Origin of the sequence: Gordonia paraffinivorans (assembly GCF_900683595.1) — a bacterium.
GTDB lineage: Bacteria > Actinomycetota > Actinomycetes > Mycobacteriales > Mycobacteriaceae > Gordonia > Gordonia paraffinivorans.
Window position 1 is genome coordinate 1,017,582 of sequence record NZ_CAACYD010000007.1, and the last position, 17,273, is coordinate 1,034,854.

Below are 17,273 nucleotides of genomic sequence, written 5' to 3' on the forward strand. Positions count from 1 at the left end.
GTCGGACGGGACCTCGGCCGCGTCGAGGACATAGTCTCTAATCTCTCGGACACCGACCCGGACGAGCCGGGTCACCGACACTGCAGGAACGGGGACCAGCGTGGGAGTGGTAAGCCACCAGGTGAAGGTCGATGCGCCGCGTGAGCGCGTCTTCGAGTACGTCGACGGCTATCAGAACGTCCCGGAGTATCTCTTCGGGGTGAAGCGGTTCACCCCGACCACGGAGCAGACCCAGGGACTGGGCTCGACCTTCGAGGTCGCGATCGACGTCGGCCCCAAGACGCTCAAGAGCGTCGTCAAGTGCACCCAGTACATCCCCAACGAACTGATCGAACTCAGGGCCGTCGAGGGGTTCAGCGCCAACTCCACGTGGAAGTTCGCCGACGCCGAGGACGGCGGCACCGAGATGACCGTGGCATTCGACTTCAAGCTGCCTGGCGGCATCGCGGGCAAGCTGCTCGGCGGTCTCATCGGCCCGTTCGCCGACCAGGCCGTCAAGCACAGCGAGGAGACGATCGCGAAGAAGTTCGCCGATCACGGCTGACGGTCACCACCGACTCAGCACATCGAGCCGGGGTCGTCGTCCGCGACGGCCCCGGCTCGTTCGTCTCAGTGGCGCGGTTCGAGCATCGGGACCAGGAACCGGCGCGCGATGTCGGCCAGTTGCGCGTCGTCGGTGATGTCGACGACGCGGCTCGGGACGGTGAGGAACGACGCCGAGATCCGCACGAACATCTCGGCGACGAGTTCGGCGTCGAGGTCCGCGGAGATGTTGCCCGCCGCCTGTTCCCGGCGGAGCTGGGCCGCGACGAACTGCTGCACCACCGACAGCAGGAGTCCGTCGTCGCCGATCATCGACTCGATCAGCATGCTCGACTCGGTGTGCGCCATGCCGCTGATGAGCGGGTTTCCCGCGAAGGCGCGCAGCGAGCCGACGAATCCGAGCACCACGCGGTCGGCGGCGGTCCTCGCCTTCGGGATGTCGGCCCGGAACTGGTCGAAATAGCGCCGGAACTCGCGTAGCACCACCTCGTCGACCAGGGCGTCCTTGGTCGCGAACTTGCGGTAGAGGGTCACGCGGGTCACGCCTGCGGCCTTGGCGACCTTCTCCATCGCCGTGCGCTGGATGCCGAATCTGCAGAAGAGGTCGTAGGCGGCGTCGAGCAGACGCTCGGCGGTCGGGTCGTTCTCCGCGGCGGTCGGGGTCATCGACCCCAGGAACGCCCGCTGGATCACCGAGCTCGACGACGATCCGTGCGGCGGCTTCACGGTGCCGGTCAGCTCGGCGGCGTTGGATGTCATCAGACGAGTCCCTCCTGCGTCTCCGGCGATCCTCCGCCCGGATCAACAATCCCGAATTATCTCGATTCCGGTGTGCCCTCGGTCACACGATGGTACGTAAGGATACAAGGTTACGCAGATTGTCACATTGATACATCGCCGAGGGATGCGCCTCGACGAGGATGGGGACGGGGACGATGGAAGCACTCAACAGGCGCAAGCTGCTGAAGGCGGGCGGGATGGTCGGTGCGGCCGGAGCCGTTGCCGCGGTCGCCCCGGCGACGCCGTGGACCTGGTCGCCGGCGAACTCGTTGCCGGGGCGTGGAACGGGCGCCGACCCGAGGCAGGTCTGGGACGACGAGGCCGACCCGGTGATCGCGAAGGTCATCGAGAGCGGACAGGCCCCGCATGTGAACAGACTCCTGCGCACCTGGCACAAGAACTCGCAGCCCCTGCCCGCCGGACTGCCGAAGGAACTGCGGGACTTCATGGAACACGCACGGCAGCTGCCGCCGTGGACCGACCGGGCGAAGCTCGCCACCGCAGTGAAGTTCAACCAGAAGCGCGGCACCTACCTCGGCGTCATCTACGGCTTCGCCAGCGGCATGATGAGCACGCTCATCCCCCGCGAGGCGCGGTCGGTCTACTACTCGAAGGGCGGCTGGGACCTCAAGGACCGCATCACCAAGACGGCGAAACTCGGCTACGACATCGGTTCGCTCAACGCGTATCAGCCCGGCGGCGAGATGATCGTGACCTGCCTGAAGACCCGGATGGCGCACGCCGGCGTCCGGTATCTGCTGCCGCAGTCGCCCCACTGGGTGCATTCCGCCGACGAGTCGGTGCCGATCAGTCAGGCCGACATCATGGTCACGTGGCACAGCCTGCCGACGACGGTGATGCGGAACTTCCGCACGTGGAAGGTGCCGATCGCACCCGACGAGTCGGAGGGCTTCCTGCACTCGTGGCAGGTCACCGCCCACATGCTGGGCGTGAAGGACGAGTACATCCCCAACTCCTGGGCCACCGCGGAATCGCAGGCCAAGCAGGTGCTCGACCCGATCCTGCAGCCCACCCCCGAGGGGCGCAAGCTCGCGAACATGCTGCTCGACCTCGGCATGAATCTCGACCTCACGCTGCTGTCCCGCGGCGTGCTGGGCGCGTTGACGCGATTCGTGCTGGGCGATCAGGCGGCCGATTGGCTGCAGATCCCGCGCGAGCCCGTCTGGAGCCCACTGCTCGAGACGGCGTGGACGCCGTACGTGCTCGTGCGCGAGGGCCTGCTCGACCTCGGCATGCCGCGCGAGGCCTACTGGGCGATCGACGAGTTCCTGAGGCAGTTCGTCCTCTGGTACATGTCCGAGCTGCGGATGCCGATCAACATCGAGATCCCGGTGATGAACAACCCGAAGTACAAGTGACCCGGCTGAGGCGCCCGGCGCCGGCTGTCAGTTCCGGGTGGCCGCCACGGGGGCCTCGGTCGGTGTCTTCTGGTCGTCGGTCTTGCGGCCGTCGTCCTTGGTGCGGCGCCCGAGGCGCAGCGGGATGCGGGGCCGGGCCGTCAGGTACTTGCTGAACGGCAGGCGCAGCAAGAGCTCGACGAGCAGCAGCGACAGGGTCAGGACCACGACGACGAGGATCACCGAACGCAGGGTGGCCGAGTTCGGGAACCACTCGAACAGTCCGCTGAGGAAGCCGACGCGCCCGAGGACGTCGAGGATCAGCGGGTGCACGGCGAACACGCCGAACGCGCGCAGGGTCGCCTTGGTGACCACGTTCGCCGCGGCCGGCCGGCCGGACGCACGGCGGTCGTCCCAGAGCAGGCCGATCAGCCAGAGCAGGACGAAGCCGGCGACGTACCAGGGCAGGCTGGCCGGGTTCCAGGCCGTGTTGGCCTTCCACGGCACGTTGCCCGGGGAGGTCGCGAGCAGGTAGGCGGCCGAGGTGAACGCCGCAGCGCCCACGGCGACCAGGAAGACCGCCGCCATGTGGTCGCGCAGCCACTTGTCGACGGCCTGCTGATGCTGCGCGGCGAGCACGCCCATCGCGATGAACAGCGCGTACATCGGCAGCGTCTTCCACAGGTGCTGGTAGGTGACGTCCCAGAACTGTCCGGAGGGCCGGGGGAGGTACTGGTACACCACGAACATCGCGACCTGGATGACCGCGCCGATGGAGAGAAGCGTCCACGGGTGGTTGCGGCCGCGCTCGAAGATCCACGAGATGAGCGGGAAGAACAGGTAGATCTGCATCGAGATCAGCAGGAAGTACAGCTGGTACTTGCCCTCGCCGACGAGCAGATCGTGGGCGAGCTGGGGGAACAGCTCGTTCATCGGCGGGAACGGGTTGTCCCGGATGATGACGTGATCGGTGATCGTGTAGATCACGGTCCAAGCCAGGTACGGCCAGATCACCAGGCCGAATCGGCGGCGCCAGAACTGCACCGGGGACATGTCCCGGCCCTGGGTGCTGAGGACCAGCACGTACAGGGTCACCGCGACGAAGCCGTAGCGGGTGAGATGGCACAGCGTGCCGATCAGGTTCGCGGCGCGCACCTCGTCGGGGCCGCCGTTGATGGCGTTGACGCTGTGGGCGACGACGACGAAGGCGAACAGCGCGACACGGACGAAGTCTGCGGTGTGCGCGCGGGAGCGGGCCTTCTTGATCGCCGCAGCGTCGACGGCACCCTGTCGGGCGGAGTCACGGCGTGTGGCCTCGTCGCTCCCGTCTGCGTCGGAAGCCGCGGTGGCGGCGGAGCCCGCGTCCGGTGTGCCGGTTGCGGGGGAGGGGTCGGTCTCGGCGGTGGCGGGCGCGGTTTCGGCGACGGAGGTCGAAGAGACCTCGGACGTCGAAACGTCGTCGCCGGCGGTGCGCGCCGAGCTCGCTGCGTGCACCAAGAAAGAACCCTCCCCGGTTGACCAAACTGTTACCGATACGAAGTGTACGGACCGATTCCGGCAACGGCCTCGTCGCCGAGGGCTGTGCGGCGGTCCCGGAACGCAGCCGTGATCGCCCGGTTCCGTGTCGCCGACCACTGTACCCAGCGTCGTAGGCGGCGGCACCCGGACGGCGTCCGCGCAGGTCAAGGGGTATCTGGACGTACGCCGCGCGTGCGCGCCGCCGACCCGTGGAACCGGTGCGCGAGGCTGTCGCGCGCGATCGCCGGAGCGAGACCCATCTCACGCGCGATCTGCTTGCCGCCACTGTCGGGCGTACGCGCCTCGTCGCTGTGCCGGTACTCGGTGACGCGGCGGTGGGCGTAAACGGAAGTGACGGGTGGGTGCGGTGTGCACCCGGGTTGCTGCCGTAGACTCTCCGGTGCCGCCCGCGCGGGCGCGACGCCTTCGTAGCTCAGGGGATAGAGCAACCCTCTCCTAAAGGGTAGGTCGTAGGTTCGAATCCTACCGAGGGCACCGAACCGGCCTTGACCTGAGACTTTTCCGCTCCACTAGTGGCGTGGCGACCGGGCGAACCGTCTCCGGTACACGAGGGGCGAGACCCCGACGGACGCCGCGAAGTGATGTCGCAGCAGCGTCGCCGACGCGAACCCGACGAGGCGCGCCACCTCCTCGACCGGTGCATCGGTCGATTCGAGCAGCTCCTTGGCGGCGAGCACCCGTTGTTCGGTCAGCCATCGCCGCGGTGACACCCCGACCTCGTCGACGAATCGCCGGGCGAACGTCCTGCTCGACATGTGCATGCGTTCGGCCATGGCGTCGACGGTGACGTCGCGGTCGAGATGTTCGAGCAGCCAGCCGAGCAGCTCGCCGAACCCCTCGTCGGAGCAAGCGGGCATCGGCATGTCGACGAACTGGCGCTGGCCGCCGTCGCGGTGCGGCGACACCACCATCCGCCGGGCGATGCGGTTGGCCACGCTCGCTCCCCACGCCTCGCGGACCAGGTGCAGCGACGCGTCGATGCCGGCGGCGGTGCCCGCGCTGGTGGTCACCGGTCCGTCGTCGACGAACAGGACGTCGGTGTCGACCTGCGCCTTCGGGAACTGCCGGGCGAGTTCCTCGCCGTAGCGCCAGTGGGTGGTGCAGCGGCGGCCGTCGAGGAGTCCGGCCGCACCCGCGACGAACGCCCCGGAGCACACGGTCAGGACACGCCCGCCGTTGTCGACGACCGCACGCACGGTGTCGAGGATCTCCTCGGGGTAGTTGCCGTCGGTCTTGCCGCCCGGGATCGCGACGAGGTCGACGTCGCAGCACTCGTCGAGTGTGTGGGACACCTGCACGGAGATGCCGCGACCCACGGTGAGCGGTTGCGACGGTTCGGGCGCAGCCACGCGGAAGTCGAACACCGGGACGCCGTCGTCGGAGCGGTCGAGGCCGAACACCTCGTAGACGACGCCGAACTCGAAGAGCGCGACGTTGCCGTGGAGGAGGACGCCGACGGATTTCAGCATCCCGCCAGTATGGCAGAAGATTTGCGCATATTGACGTTCATGCCACTGTTAGCGAAATTCCTGCGGGCGGAAAATTGCTGCCATGATCATCGCAGCCCTCGTCCTCGCCGCCGCCGTCCTCGTCGCCGTGATCGGACTCGTCGTCCTGACCCGTCGGACCCCGCCCGGCCGCCGCACGCCTCTCCAGCGCCTCGTCGACTGGTGGACGCGCGATCCCCGGCTGCCCTACGGTCCCGACACCGACCGTGTCGCAGCGGAATTGAGCATTCTCACCCGTCGCCACGACCGACTCGTCTGACGTGGGTCCGGTGTGCCCGCCGAGGGCTGCGCTACGGTAGCGGGCGTGAGCTCACAGACCGTTCTCGTCACCGGCGCGACCAGCGGCATCGGCGCCGAGGTCGCCCGTCAGTTCGTCGCCCGCGGGCACCGCGTCTTCGGCACCACCCGCAACCCCGACACCGTGCGCGACCCGATCCCGGGCGTCACCTATGTCCGCCTCGACAACGCCGACTACGACTCGGCCACCGCGTGTGCCGAGACCGTCGGGGCCGTCGACATCCTCGTCAACAACGCCGGCGAGTCGCAGGCCGGCGCCCTCGAGGACACGTCGATGCAGGCGATCGAGGATCTGTTCCGCGTCAACGTCTTCGGGCCGATCGCCCTCACGAAGGCGGTGCTGCCCGGGATGCGGGAGCGGCGTCGCGGAACCGTCGTCATGGTCGGGTCGATGCTGTCGAGCTTCCCGGTCGCATTCCGCTCCAACTACGCGGCCACCAAGTCGGCGCTGAAGGCCTTCGCCTTCGCGACCCGGCGTGAGGTGGCGCCGTACGGGATCCGCATGATCGCGGTCGAGCCGGGGACCATCGCGACCGGTATCGGCGACCGGCGCAGCATCCACATCGGCGAGAACTCGCCCTACCGTGCCGAGTACGAGACCCTGGCCGCGGCGACGCGTCGCAACGAGGACGCCGGCATCAGTGCCGAGTCGATGGCCCGACAGATCGTCGACGCCGCGCTCGCCGACCACCCGAAACCCTTCTATGCCCGGGGCAACAACGCCCCGCTGGTCTTCCTGCTGCGTCGCCTCGCGCCGCGTCAGCTCGTCCTGGACATGACCGCGCGCAAGCACGGCCTGCCGAAGGTGAAGATCTGACCGTGCGGATCACGTTGCGGGTCATCGGGATCGGCCCCGGAGGCCCGCGCCAGATCACCCTTCAGGCCGTCGACGCGATGGCCGACGTCGACGCCTTCCTCGTGCTGGAGAAGGGGGCGGCCAAGAGCGGTCTGCTGCAGGCCCGTCGTGAGATCCTCGACGCCCATGCGCGGCAGGGATATTCGCTCGTCGAGATCCCCGACCCGCCCCGCGACCGCGATCCCGTCGACTACGACGCCGAGGTCCGGCGCTGGCATGCGGCACGTGCGGATCTGATCGCCCGCGCACTGCGCGACGAGGTCGGCGACGGCGGGGTGGCCGCGTTCCTCGTGTGGGGCGACCCGGCGCTCTACGACAGCACGCTCCGCATCGTCGAGGATCTGTCCGCCCACGACGACCTCGACCTCGACGTCGAGGTGATCCCGGGTGTGACCAGCGCGAGTGCGCTCACCGCGGCGCACGGCATCGTGGCCAACCGCGTCGGCGAGCCGATTCACATCACCACCGGCCGTCGGCTTGCCGAGACCCCGGCGGGTGCGGACGCCAACCAGATCGTCATGCTCGACGGGGATCTCGCCTTTCGGCACACCGCCGACCCCGACGACCACATCTGGTGGGGTGCCTACGTCGGCACCGCCGACGAGATCCTGATCAGCGGCCGGGTCGGTGACGTGACCGACCGGATCGTGGCCGCGCGTGCCGAGGCGCGCGAACGGATCGGTTGGATCATGGACATCTACCTGTTGCGCAAGGGGTAGCGGGGGTGGCCTCGATCTGCCGGGCCGAACAGGTGCGAGCCCCCATCAGGACTCACGCGTGCCCGGTCCGTGGTTCTCACATCAGCTCCCGTGCCACCAACTCCACAGTCACCAGTGCTGCGATCGAGCTCACCGCAAGCAGGCCGATCAGCACGAACAACTGCATGGCGGCCGCGGACCACACGGACGCGCCGCCGAGGACCATGCCGACGAAGGCGCGGGGATCGTAACCAGCCCGACCGCGCGGGTCTGGTCGAGCCCGGGGATGAGCGATGTCGCCGCGGCGGTCGCGCAGATCTCCAGTCGCGTGTCGCGAAGGAGCAGCCCCAACGACAACGCGGCCTCGACCTCGCCTGCGCGGGTGGTCAATTCGTCGTGCGCCCGGCGCCCCGTCAGCGACGTGGTGACCATGGCGTTGCCGAGCAGGATGCCAGCCGTCGGGATCACGGCGATACCGCGGTCGGGGAGCACGCCCACGAGCACCAGTACCACGACCAGGATCAGCGTCGGCACCGCGACCGGTCCCACACACCAGCCGATCGCACGCACGTCGGGAGCCGCCTGCCGTATACGCCTGGCCGACGTGAACGCGGCAGCCGTCGCCATCACGAGCACGAACAGCGCCGACGCCCACAGATACTCGATGACCACCGCCAAGACGCCGGCCAATGCGGCCAGTTGGACGACGGCGCGCACCGACGCCACCAGGGTGTCGGTCGCGAGGCCGCTACGCCGGTTGACCAGTACGGCGACGACGGCGAGCAACACGATCGCGACCGCGAGGGCCGGACCGATGTTGACGACGGCGTCGCCGACTCCGTTCACACGGGCCAGTTCACCAGATCTGCTGCAGGGCCGCGAGCATGTCGTCGCGGATCTCGCTGCGGCAGATCACGAAGTCGGGCATGTAAGGGTGGCGGTTGTTGTAGACGATCTCCGAACCGTCGAGGCGACTGCAATGCAGGCCCGCGGCCAGCGCCACTCCCACCGGCGCGGCGTTGTCCCATTCGTACTGGCCGCCGGCGTGCACGTACGCATCGGCGTCGCCGCGGACGACGGCCATCGCCTTCGCTCCGGCCGAACCGACCGGCACCATCTGCAGACCGAGGCGGTTGGCCACGAAACTCGTCTCGTACGAGCCTCCCCAGCGAGAGGTCACCAGGCGCCGGGTCAGCGGGCCGTCGGTCTCGGCGACGGTGTCGGCCCGGAACAGCTCGCCGGTGGCCGGCAGCGAGACGGCGGCCTCGATGACCCTGCCGTTCTCGGTCAGGGCCACGTGCACGGCCCAATCGGCGGTGCCGTTGGCGAACTCCCTTGTGCCGTCGAGGGGGTCGATGATCCACACGCGCTCGGCGGTCGCCCGGTCGCCCACGTCGGCGGCCTCCTCCGACAACACGGCGTCGTTCGGGCGGTGCCTGCGCAGCACGGTGGAGATCCACGCCTGTGCCAGCGCGTCGCCGACGTCGCCGAGCATTCCCCCGCCGAGGAGGTCGCCGGACCGGATCCCGAGCAGGATCTCCCCGGCGCCCTGCGCGATCCGGGCGGCCAGCTCGGCGTCGGAAAGACGGGAACTCATCCCTTTACTAGAGCACACTGGAGGCATGCCCGAGCTTCCTGAGGTCGCCGCCATCGCCGACTATGTCGACGGCCGGGCGGCCGGACTCCCGATCCGGCGCGTCGATGTCGCATCCCTCTCGGTCCTGAAGACCGCCGACCCGCCGTACACCGCCCTGGCCGGCCGGATCGTCGAATCCGTCGGCCGGATCGGTAAGTACCTGGTCATCCGCACCGTCCCGGGTTCGGAGGCCGCCGCGTCGGAACCGATGATCGCGATGGTCGTCCACCTCTCGCGGGCCGGCTGGGTGCGCTGGAGCGAGGACCTCTCGCCCAAACCGCTGCGGCCCGGCGGCAGGTCGCCGATCGCGCTTCGGGTGCACTGCGGCCTGCCCGGCGAGGGATTCGACGTCACCGAGGCCGGCACCCAGAAGCGGCTCGCGGTGTGGCTGGTCCGCGACCCCGCCGAGATCGATCGCGTCGCCGGACTCGGCCCGGACGCCCTCGAGCTGACCGAGGAGCGCCTCGCAGAGATCCTGGCCTCGACGACCGGCCGCATCAAGAACGTGCTCACCGACCAGCGCGTGATCGCCGGCATCGGCAACGCCTACTCCGACGAGATCCTGCACACCGCACGGCTGTCGCCGTTCGCGTCGTCGAAAACCCTGAAGCCGGACCAGGTGAGCGCCCTCTACGACGCGATGCGGACCGTGCTCACCGATGCCACCAGCCGTCTCGAGGGGCAGGAGGTGGCGCGGCTCAAGTCCGAGAAGCGCACCGGCCTGCGCGTGCACGCGCGCACCGGCCTGCCGTGCCCGGTGTGCGGCGACGCCATCCGGGAGGTCTCGTTCGCCGACCGCTCGTTCCAGTACTGCCCGACCTGTCAGACCGGCGGCAAGGTGCTCGCCGACCGCCGCATGTCGCGGCTCCTCAAGTAGCGGCTTCCGGCGCAACTTACCGCGCGGTAGCCTGGGCGGCGTGACCCCACGGCAGAAGATCCTCATCACCGGTGCGAGTTCGGGACTCGGCGAGGGCATGGCACGTCGATTCGCGGCACAGGGGCGTGCCCTTGGCCTGGCGGCGCGCCGTCTCGAGAGGCTCGAGGCGCTCGCCGGCGAGCTCCGGCCGTCGGCCGCGCACGTGGCGGTGACCCCGCTCGACGTCACCGACCTCGACGCGGTGCCGCTCGCGTTCCGCAAGCTCGCCGACGAGCTCGGCGGGCTGGACCGCGTCATCGTCAACGCAGGCCTCGGCAAGGGCGCCCCGCTGGGCACCGGCAAGGCCGCAGCCAACATCGAGACCGTCCAGACCAACCTCGTCGGCGCCCTCGCACAGGCCGAGGCCGCCCTCGAGATCTTCCGCGAACAGAACGCCGGGCACCTCGTGCTGATCAGTTCGATCTCCGGCGTCCGCGGGCTGCCGAAGGCGCAGGCCGCGTACTCGGGGTCGAAGGCCGGACTCACCGCGCTCGGGCAGGGGCTGCAGGCGGAATTCGCCGGCTCGCCCATCAAGGTGTCGGTGATCGCACCCGGCTACATCGACACCGACATCAACCGCGGCGTCGAGACCAAGCTCAAGGTCGACACCGACAAGGGCGTCGATGCCCTGGTGAAGGCGATCGAGGCGGAGAAGAACTGGGCGCCGGTCCCGCCGTGGCCGTGGACCCCCATCGCCGCGGCGTTGAGGTACCTGCCGCTGTCGCTGAGCCGCCGCCTGGTCTGATCCGAAGCCCGGCACGAGGGGTTTCATCCGCCCGAAGGACGTTTCGGCCGCAGCACGCCGACAATGGCTAGCGTGGCGGGATGTTCTCGAATCGGGCACCGGCGCACCGCTTGTCCGCGGCACTGGTGTGTGCCGGCCTGTCCCTGCTGGGCGTGGTCGGTTGTGCAACCGATCCCGCGGGAGTCGCGCGGAGCCAGACCACGTCGACGCCGACGTCGCCGACCGTCGCCAAGGTCGTGACCGCCGGCCCAGCCCGCGACACCGGGCCCGTCGCACGCCGATTCCCGATGCTCGCCGATGGTTCCGTCGACGGTTGGGCCGCCGACACCGTCGGTGGCGTGCCGGGCACACCGGACCGTGTCCCCGCCCGACGACCCACTGGTTCGACGCGATCGTCGACGTCGGCACCGCACAGGTCGCGGCCTGGGCAGAGGCGTACGGCGCAGGCGCGGTGCCCGATCCCGGCACGGTCGCCACCGAACTCGCCCCTATCGTTCCGCCGGAGGCCTCCTGGGGAGTGCGAATCTCGACGCCGCGTTCTCGTCGGCACAGTGGACGGCGACCGTCTTTCTGTCACCGACGACAGGCCGCGTCGTCGTGCTCGGTATCCACGACTGACCTGCGTAAGGTGACTGTCCGTGGCGAAGAAGCAGGGGCAGATGGTGGCGTCGGGCGCGTTCCAGGTGTTCGGCAGCAAGCGCAGCGACCAGGTGAGCGAGTTGCTCGGCGAGGTCTTCGGGCGTGACGACGTCGAGGCGCTGGCCGCCGACTGGCGCGGCGTCGTCTACTTCACGCTGGCCGAGGGCGAGACCATCGATCCCGAGACCGTGGTCGGATTCGATCCGTCCAGCGGCAGCTCCGGTGAGCTCGCCACCGTCGACGAGGTGCTCGAGGCGGTCCGGACCGGCGAGGTCGCCGATGCTGTCGACGTCGCCAGCTTCGACGCCTGGCGCACCGCGACCGGCACCCGCTCCCTCGACATGGGCTCCTGCGTCCCGCCCGCGCTCGTCGAGTTCCTCGGCGGCGATCCCTCCGAAAGGGTCGTCGAGCCGGAGGATCTCGTGACCTACGTGGCCACTTCCGCCGCCATCATGGGGCGCCTGGAGGAATTGGGGGTCGAGCCCGGCGACGAGATCCCCGATGAAGTTTTCGACGAGAGCTACTGGCAGTAGGCAGCAGCGCACCGAGACCACGCCGGGCGTAGCAGCGCCGCATGAGGCAGCACCGGACGAAGCATCACCGATGAAGCTGCGGTAGTCGGGAAACCGCACAGCTAGGAGCAATTCCTGGCACCGGTCGGACCAATTTTGCGTCGAAATGCCCTTGCGTCCGCCTTGTCCGTGTTTTAAGATCTGCGATCTACCGTTTTGAGTGTTTCGGAGGTGTCGGGGTGAAACGGATCTGGGCGGCTCTGGCCGCCGTGTTCACTCTCTGTCTCGTCGTCGCCGGGTGTTCGGGTTCGGGTGGCTCGACCGACTCCGCGTCGTCGTCGAGTTCGTCGGTCAGCAACGTCGCGAAGACCGGAACATGGGACAAGGAGGGTAAGCCGGTCAACGGGGGTCCCGCGGGCGCCGACGGCTCCACCGGCAACAACCTGACCAAGGATTACTGCGCCCACAACGTCGATTCCAAGTGCCCCAGGGGAAGCTACCTGGGTGCGCACGTCGCCGCGCACGAGAAGAGCGGTTTCTGGGATGCGAACGGAAACCCGGTGAACGGCGGTCCCACGGGCGCGGACGGCTCCACGGGTAACAACCTGACCCAGGAGTATTGCGCTCGCAACCAGGATCCCGCGTGCCCCGAGGGCAGCTACGTCGGTCCGAACGCGATCCGCAATCCCGACGGCAGCCACTCGTTCGTCAAGTGTGAGGGCACCGTCTGCACCAATCCCAATCACGGTGGCGGTGAGGGCACCGGCGCCTGGGACGCCAACGGCAAGCCGGTGAACGGCGGCCCGACCGGTGCGGACGGCTCGACGGGCAACAACCTGACCCACGAATACTGTGCGCAGAACGAGGATCCGGCCTGTCCGCACGGAACCTATGTGGGACCCAACGCGATCAAGAGCCCCGACGGCGCGAATCGGTACGTCCCGTGTGAGGGCACCGTCTGCACCAATCCGAACCACGGCGGGGGCGCGGCGTCCGACGACGACTCCGACGGCGACTCGGGCGACGACCCCGACGAGGCCGATCAGGCCCCGCCGAGCACGGAGGCGGGTGGCAACTGAGCCGGCCGGAACACGGTCGTGACGCATCGGCCGCGGCGAGTGTCGTACTCGCCGCGGCCGGTTCGTGTGGGCGGTCTCGATGCCGTTGGTCAGACAGTGCGTCCGCGGTGCCTGCGGTACCAGGCGACCAGCTCGTTGGTCGACGCGTCGTCGTCGGCGGTCGGCGCGTCGGGCTGGGTGATGGTGCCCAGCAGCGCCTTCGCCTGCGTCTTGCCGAGTTCCACGCCCCACTGGTCGAAGGGGTTGATGCCCCAGATCGAGCCCTCTACGAACACCTGGTGCTCGTAGAGCGCGATCAGCTGGCCCACCACCGACGGGGTCAGCTTGGGTGCGAGGATCGACGTGGTGGGCCGGTTGCCCGGCATCACCTTGTGCGGGACCACGTGCGGCGGAACGCCTTCGGCGGCGATCTCGTCGGCGGTCTTGCCGAACGCGAGGACCTTGGTCTGCGCGAAGAAGTTGCTCATCAACAGGTCGTGCATCGAACCCGATCCGTCGGGGGAGGCCGGCAGGTCGTCGGTCGGTTCGGCGAACCCGATGAAGTCGGCGGGCACGATCCGCGTGCCCTGGTGCAGGAGTTGATAGAACGCGTGCTGGCCGTTGGTTCCCGGTTCGCCCCAGAAGATCTCGCCGGTGTCGGTGGTGACGTGGTGTCCGCCCGCGGTGACGGACTTGCCGTTGGACTCCATGGTCAGCTGCTGGAGGTAGGCGGCGAAACGCGCGAGGTCGTTGCTGTAGGGGAGCACCGCTCGGGTGCCGATGTCCCAGAAGTTGTTGTACCAGAGGCCGATCAGGCCCAGGATCACCGGCGCGTTGCGCTCGAGCGGCTGCGTGCGGAAGTGTTCGTCGACGATACGGAAGCCGTCGAGGAACTCCGCGAAGCGCTCCTTTCCGATCGCGGCCATCACCGAGAGTCCGATCGCGGAGTCGACGGAGTAGCGGCCGCCGACCCAGTCCCAGAAGCCGAACATGTGGTCGGTGTCGATGCCGAACTTCGCGACCTCGTCGGCGTTCGTGCTCACCGCCACGAAATGCTTTGCCACAGCGTCCCTGTCGCCGCCGACCGCGTCGAGGAGCCACTGTCGTGCGGCGGCGGCGTTGGTGAGCGTCTCGAGGGTGGTGAAGGTCTTCGAGGCGATGATGAACAGCGTGGTCTCCGGGTCGAGTCCGGCGAGGGTGCCGACCAGATCGGCCGGGTCGACGTTGGAGACGAAATGACAGGTGATCCCGGCGTCGACGTAGTGGCGCAGCGCCCGATACACCATCACGGGGCCGAGGTCGGAGCCGCCGATGCCGATGTTGACGACGTCGGTGATCCGTTTTCCGGTGTGGCCCTTCCACTCTCCGCTGCGGAGACGGTCGGTGAACGCGCCCATGCGGTCGAGGACGTCGTGGACGTCGGCCACCACGTCCTGCCCGTCGACGACGAGTTCGGCATCTCTCGGCAGCCGCAGCGCCGTGTGCAGGACCGCGCGGTCCTCCGAGGTGTTGATGTGGGCGCCGGCGAACATGTCGTCGCGCATCTCCTCGAGCCCGACCTCGCGGGCGAGGCCGATCAGCAACTCGAGCGTCTCGCGGAGCACCCGGTGCTTGGAGTAGTCGATGTGGAGATCGCCGACGTCGACGGTCAGGTCGCGCCCCCGGTCGGGATCGATCGCGAACACCTCGCGCAGATGCATCGCGTAGACGTGCGGCTGGTGCGCCGCGAGAGCCTGCCAGGACTGCGTTGCGGTGATGTCCCCGTGATCGGTGCCGGTGAAGTCACTTCCGGTTGCCTGCGTGCTCATGACATCCAACCCTATGTGGTCGCCGTCTCCCACGCGACGCTCGTCACACTCGTGGGTGCAACCTCACAATTCGGGCGCGGCCGCCCGCAGATCAGCGGCCGAGGGGGCCGCGGCCGAGGCGCAGCAGCAGCATCGCCAGGGTGTGCCCCTCCTGGCCGAGGTCGGCGAAACGCTCGAGGACCTTCACCTCGCGGCTGTGCACCAGTCGCGGACCACCCGACGCCATGCGGGCCGCGCCGATCTTCTTCGACACCGCCGAACGTCGTTTGACCGCGGCGAGGATGACGGCGTCGAGACGGTCGATCTCGCGTCGCAACTGGTCGATGTCGTCGGGAAGATCGGCGACATCGGTGGTGAGGTCGTACTTCTCGAGGTCGATCGTGTTCTCGAACGACGTTCCGGTGGGCTGCGGGGAATCGTCGGATCCGGAACTGGGGCTGCGGTCGGTCACGGCCCGATTTTGCCACGTCGCGGACCGGGTACCCGCATCCGCCCGACGGATCTGGACACTGGAGCGCATGCTCAACACGCGCACGATGTCGATGATCGCGGTCGCGCTGATCACGGGGCAGTTGCTCGTCCGGGGGTGGCTCGCGGCGACCGGCGACTTCTACTGGGACGACCTGGTGCTCATCGCGCGCGCCTCGTCGGCCCCCATCCTCTCCTGGGAGTTCCTCGGCCACGCCCACGACGGGCATTTCATGCCCGCGGCCTTCCTCGTGGCCGGGGTGACGACGTGGCTGGCTCCGTTGAACTGGCTGCTGCCCGCGGCCACGCTCGTCGTGCTGCAGCTGATCGCGTCGGTCTGCGTGTGGCGGATGATCCGCACCGTCGCGCCGCGGGCACGCGCGGGGGCGATCGTCGCGCTCGCCTTCTACCTGTTCAGTCCGATGACCGTGCCCGCCTTCGCCTGGTGGTCGGCGGCGCTCAACACTCTGCCCATGCAGGCCGCGATGGCCTGGATCGTCGCCGACGCGGTGACGCTCGTGCGGGGAGAGGTGGACGACTTCCGGCGGCGGATACTGTGGATCCGCTCGACGGTCGTCTTCCTGGTGGCGCTGGCCTTCTTCGAGAAGTCGCTGTTCATCCTCCCGACGGTTCTCGTCGTCGCCGTGCTCGCCGCCGGCGCCGACCGCCGGGCCGTGGGCCGGGCGCTGCGGTCCGCGCGCGAGCTGTGGGTGTCGATGACCGCGCTGACGGTGGTGTGGGCGGCGGTCTACTTCGCGACGGTCGGCCTGGGCGACGGCCGGCACTCGGTCGCCCAGACCGCCCGGCTCGTCTGGGGATCGGTGAACCAGGCGATCGTGCCGTCTCTCGTCGGCGGGCCGTGGGAGTGGGACCGGTGGACCCCGAGCCCGCCGACGGGCTTCGCGGCGACCTGGATGATCGTGGCCGGGTGGGCCGTCCTGGTCGCGGTGGTCGGCTGGGCCTGCCTGCGGCGCCGCGGCGGCCTGCCGATCGTGGTGTTCGGGCTGGTCTACGCGGTGGCGGCCCAGATCCCGATCATGTGGAACCGGTCGAGCCCCGAGACCGCGCTCGTCCTGGCCCAGCACATGCGCTACCTGCCAGACACGGCTCTGGTGCTGACCATCGTGATCGCGCTGCTCGCCGCCGCCGAGCCCAGGGGCCGGGCCGGCGACCACCGCGCCACCCATCGGGCGGGTCGGGGCGACCCCGACTCCCCTCGGCCGGACCCGGGCCGCCCCGACGCGGCGAGGGAACTGCTCGCGCCGGCGGCCGCGGCCCTGGTGATCGTGTCGGCGGTGGTGTCGCTGGTCTCGTTCTCGGCGTCGTGGCGGGACAATCCCACCGGCGACTACCTCGACACCGCCGTCGTCGCCCTGCGTGAGAACGCCGACGAGACGATGCTCGACCAGTCGGTGCCGCTGGAGATCCTCCAACCGGTCGTCTATCCCGACAACCAGATCAGCCGGATCTTCGGCCGGGTCGAGCCGCGCCCGCGGTTCGGGGCCGGCACCGAACGGCTGCTCGTCCTCGACACAGCGGGCGACGCGGTGCCCGGCGGCGTGACGCGGCGGCGGCTGATCTTCGAGGGGGCGGGCGACTGCGGTCGTCCCGAGGTCGACGGGCCGACGCGCCTGCGGCTCGACGGTCCGCTGTTCCGGTGGCCCTGGACCGTCGCGATCGGCTACTGCGCCACACGCGACGGCGAGATCGAGATGTCGCTCGACGAGGGCGAGGCCGTCCGGGTCCCGGTCCGGGCCGGCCTCGGCGCCGTGTACGTGCGGCTCGACGGCGCGGGCGACGCGGTCACCGTCCGGCCCCTGACCCCCGGCCTGCGGATGCACACCGGGACCGGGCGGGTCGGCGAGGCCGTCGAGGCGCGTTTCGCCGGCTGACCGGCGTCAGCCGGACGGCC

The 17,273-nt window shown here is 69.3% G+C and carries 16 protein-coding genes, 1 tRNA gene and 1 pseudogene; 11 read left to right on the plus strand and 7 right to left on the minus strand.

Annotation, left to right across the window (positions count from 1 at the left end; translation table 11 throughout):
* Positions 1–100: 100 nt before the first annotated feature.
* On the plus strand, positions 101–544 hold the full coding sequence (locus E1P53_RS17665; RefSeq protein ID WP_006898819.1) for an SRPBCC family protein: 444 nt from the start codon (positions 101–103) through the stop codon (positions 542–544).
* A gap of 65 nt (positions 545–609) precedes the next feature.
* On the opposite strand, the gene E1P53_RS17670 is transcribed toward E1P53_RS17665, so the two are convergent.
* Complete coding sequence (locus E1P53_RS17670; protein WP_006898820.1) at positions 610–1,302, minus strand: TetR/AcrR family transcriptional regulator; 693 nt, start codon at positions 1,300–1,302, stop codon at positions 610–612.
* A gap of 176 nt (positions 1,303–1,478) precedes the next feature.
* Between E1P53_RS17670 and E1P53_RS17675 the strand changes: the two genes are divergently transcribed.
* Positions 1,479–2,702, plus strand: a complete 1,224-nt coding sequence (locus E1P53_RS17675; RefSeq protein ID WP_109237224.1) for an oxygenase MpaB family protein — start codon at positions 1,479–1,481, stop codon at positions 2,700–2,702.
* Positions 2,703–2,729: 27 nt separating this feature from the next.
* Here E1P53_RS17675 and E1P53_RS17680 read toward each other — a convergent pair whose 3' ends face one another.
* Positions 2,730–3,947, minus strand: a complete 1,218-nt coding sequence (locus E1P53_RS17680; protein WP_244941235.1) for an acyltransferase — start codon at positions 3,945–3,947, stop codon at positions 2,730–2,732.
* Between the two features lie 674 nt (positions 3,948–4,621).
* On the opposite strand from E1P53_RS17680, the gene E1P53_RS17685 reads away from it, so the two are divergent.
* Positions 4,622–4,694: transfer RNA gene (locus E1P53_RS17685), tRNA-Arg, on the plus strand.
* Between the two features lie 35 nt (positions 4,695–4,729).
* On the opposite strand, the gene E1P53_RS17690 is transcribed toward E1P53_RS17685, so the two are convergent.
* Positions 4,730–5,689, minus strand: a complete 960-nt coding sequence (locus tag E1P53_RS17690) for a GlxA family transcriptional regulator (RefSeq protein WP_131735041.1) — start codon at positions 5,687–5,689, stop codon at positions 4,730–4,732.
* A gap of 82 nt (positions 5,690–5,771) precedes the next feature.
* Between E1P53_RS17690 and E1P53_RS17695 the strand changes: the two genes are divergently transcribed.
* The 3 genes from E1P53_RS17695 to cobF are packed head-to-tail and all read left to right on the plus strand — an operon-like array spanning position 5,772 to position 7,600.
* Positions 5,772–5,987, plus strand: coding sequence for a hypothetical protein (locus E1P53_RS17695; RefSeq protein WP_006898825.1), 216 nt, complete (start codon positions 5,772–5,774; stop codon positions 5,985–5,987).
* 45 nt (positions 5,988–6,032) lie between these two features.
* Positions 6,033–6,842 (plus strand): SDR family oxidoreductase, encoded by an 810-nt coding sequence (locus E1P53_RS17700; RefSeq protein ID WP_040526241.1) that lies wholly within the window; start codon positions 6,033–6,035, stop codon positions 6,840–6,842.
* Positions 6,843–6,844: 2 nt separating this feature from the next.
* The gene (gene cobF, locus E1P53_RS17705; protein ID WP_006898827.1) at positions 6,845–7,600 is read left to right on the plus strand and encodes a precorrin-6A synthase (deacetylating); all 756 of its coding nucleotides are present in this window, start codon (positions 6,845–6,847) and stop codon (positions 7,598–7,600) included.
* A gap of 76 nt (positions 7,601–7,676) precedes the next feature.
* Here the strand turns inward: cobF and E1P53_RS17710 are convergent.
* Positions 7,677–8,425, minus strand: a pseudogene (locus E1P53_RS17710) (ABC transporter permease).
* A 10-nt stretch (positions 8,426–8,435) separates the two neighbouring features.
* Entirely contained in the window at positions 8,436–9,176 is a 741-nt protein-coding gene (locus tag E1P53_RS17715) for a 3'(2'),5'-bisphosphate nucleotidase CysQ (RefSeq protein WP_006898829.1), read from the minus strand.
* A gap of 25 nt (positions 9,177–9,201) precedes the next feature.
* On the opposite strand from E1P53_RS17715, the gene E1P53_RS17720 reads away from it, so the two are divergent.
* From E1P53_RS17720 to E1P53_RS17740, 4 genes are all read left to right on the plus strand, one after another.
* Positions 9,202–10,092 (plus strand): DNA-formamidopyrimidine glycosylase family protein, encoded by an 891-nt coding sequence (locus E1P53_RS17720; RefSeq protein WP_131735042.1) that lies wholly within the window; start codon positions 9,202–9,204, stop codon positions 10,090–10,092.
* A gap of 40 nt (positions 10,093–10,132) precedes the next feature.
* Complete coding sequence (locus E1P53_RS17725) at positions 10,133–10,876, plus strand: SDR family oxidoreductase (RefSeq protein ID WP_131735043.1); 744 nt, start codon at positions 10,133–10,135, stop codon at positions 10,874–10,876.
* Positions 10,877–11,514: 638 nt separating this feature from the next.
* On the plus strand, positions 11,515–12,048 hold the full coding sequence (locus E1P53_RS17735) for a hypothetical protein (RefSeq protein WP_131735044.1): 534 nt from the start codon (positions 11,515–11,517) through the stop codon (positions 12,046–12,048).
* 218 nt (positions 12,049–12,266) lie between these two features.
* Positions 12,267–13,106, plus strand: coding sequence for a Mesocentin (locus tag E1P53_RS17740; protein WP_131735045.1), 840 nt, complete (start codon positions 12,267–12,269; stop codon positions 13,104–13,106).
* Positions 13,107–13,195: 89 nt separating this feature from the next.
* Here E1P53_RS17740 and pgi read toward each other — a convergent pair whose 3' ends face one another.
* Positions 13,196–14,893 carry a glucose-6-phosphate isomerase gene (pgi, locus tag E1P53_RS17745; protein WP_131735046.1) on the minus strand — a complete coding sequence of 566 codons (1,698 nt, stop codon included), beginning with the start codon at positions 14,891–14,893 and terminating at the stop codon, positions 13,196–13,198.
* 91 nt (positions 14,894–14,984) lie between these two features.
* Complete coding sequence (locus E1P53_RS17750) at positions 14,985–15,344, minus strand: chorismate mutase (protein WP_006898836.1); 360 nt, start codon at positions 15,342–15,344, stop codon at positions 14,985–14,987.
* Between the two features lie 67 nt (positions 15,345–15,411).
* Between E1P53_RS17750 and E1P53_RS17755 the strand changes: the two genes are divergently transcribed.
* Entirely contained in the window at positions 15,412–17,253 is a 1,842-nt protein-coding gene (locus E1P53_RS17755; protein ID WP_131735047.1) for a hypothetical protein, read from the plus strand.
* The last annotated feature ends 20 nt before the right edge of the window (positions 17,254–17,273 follow it).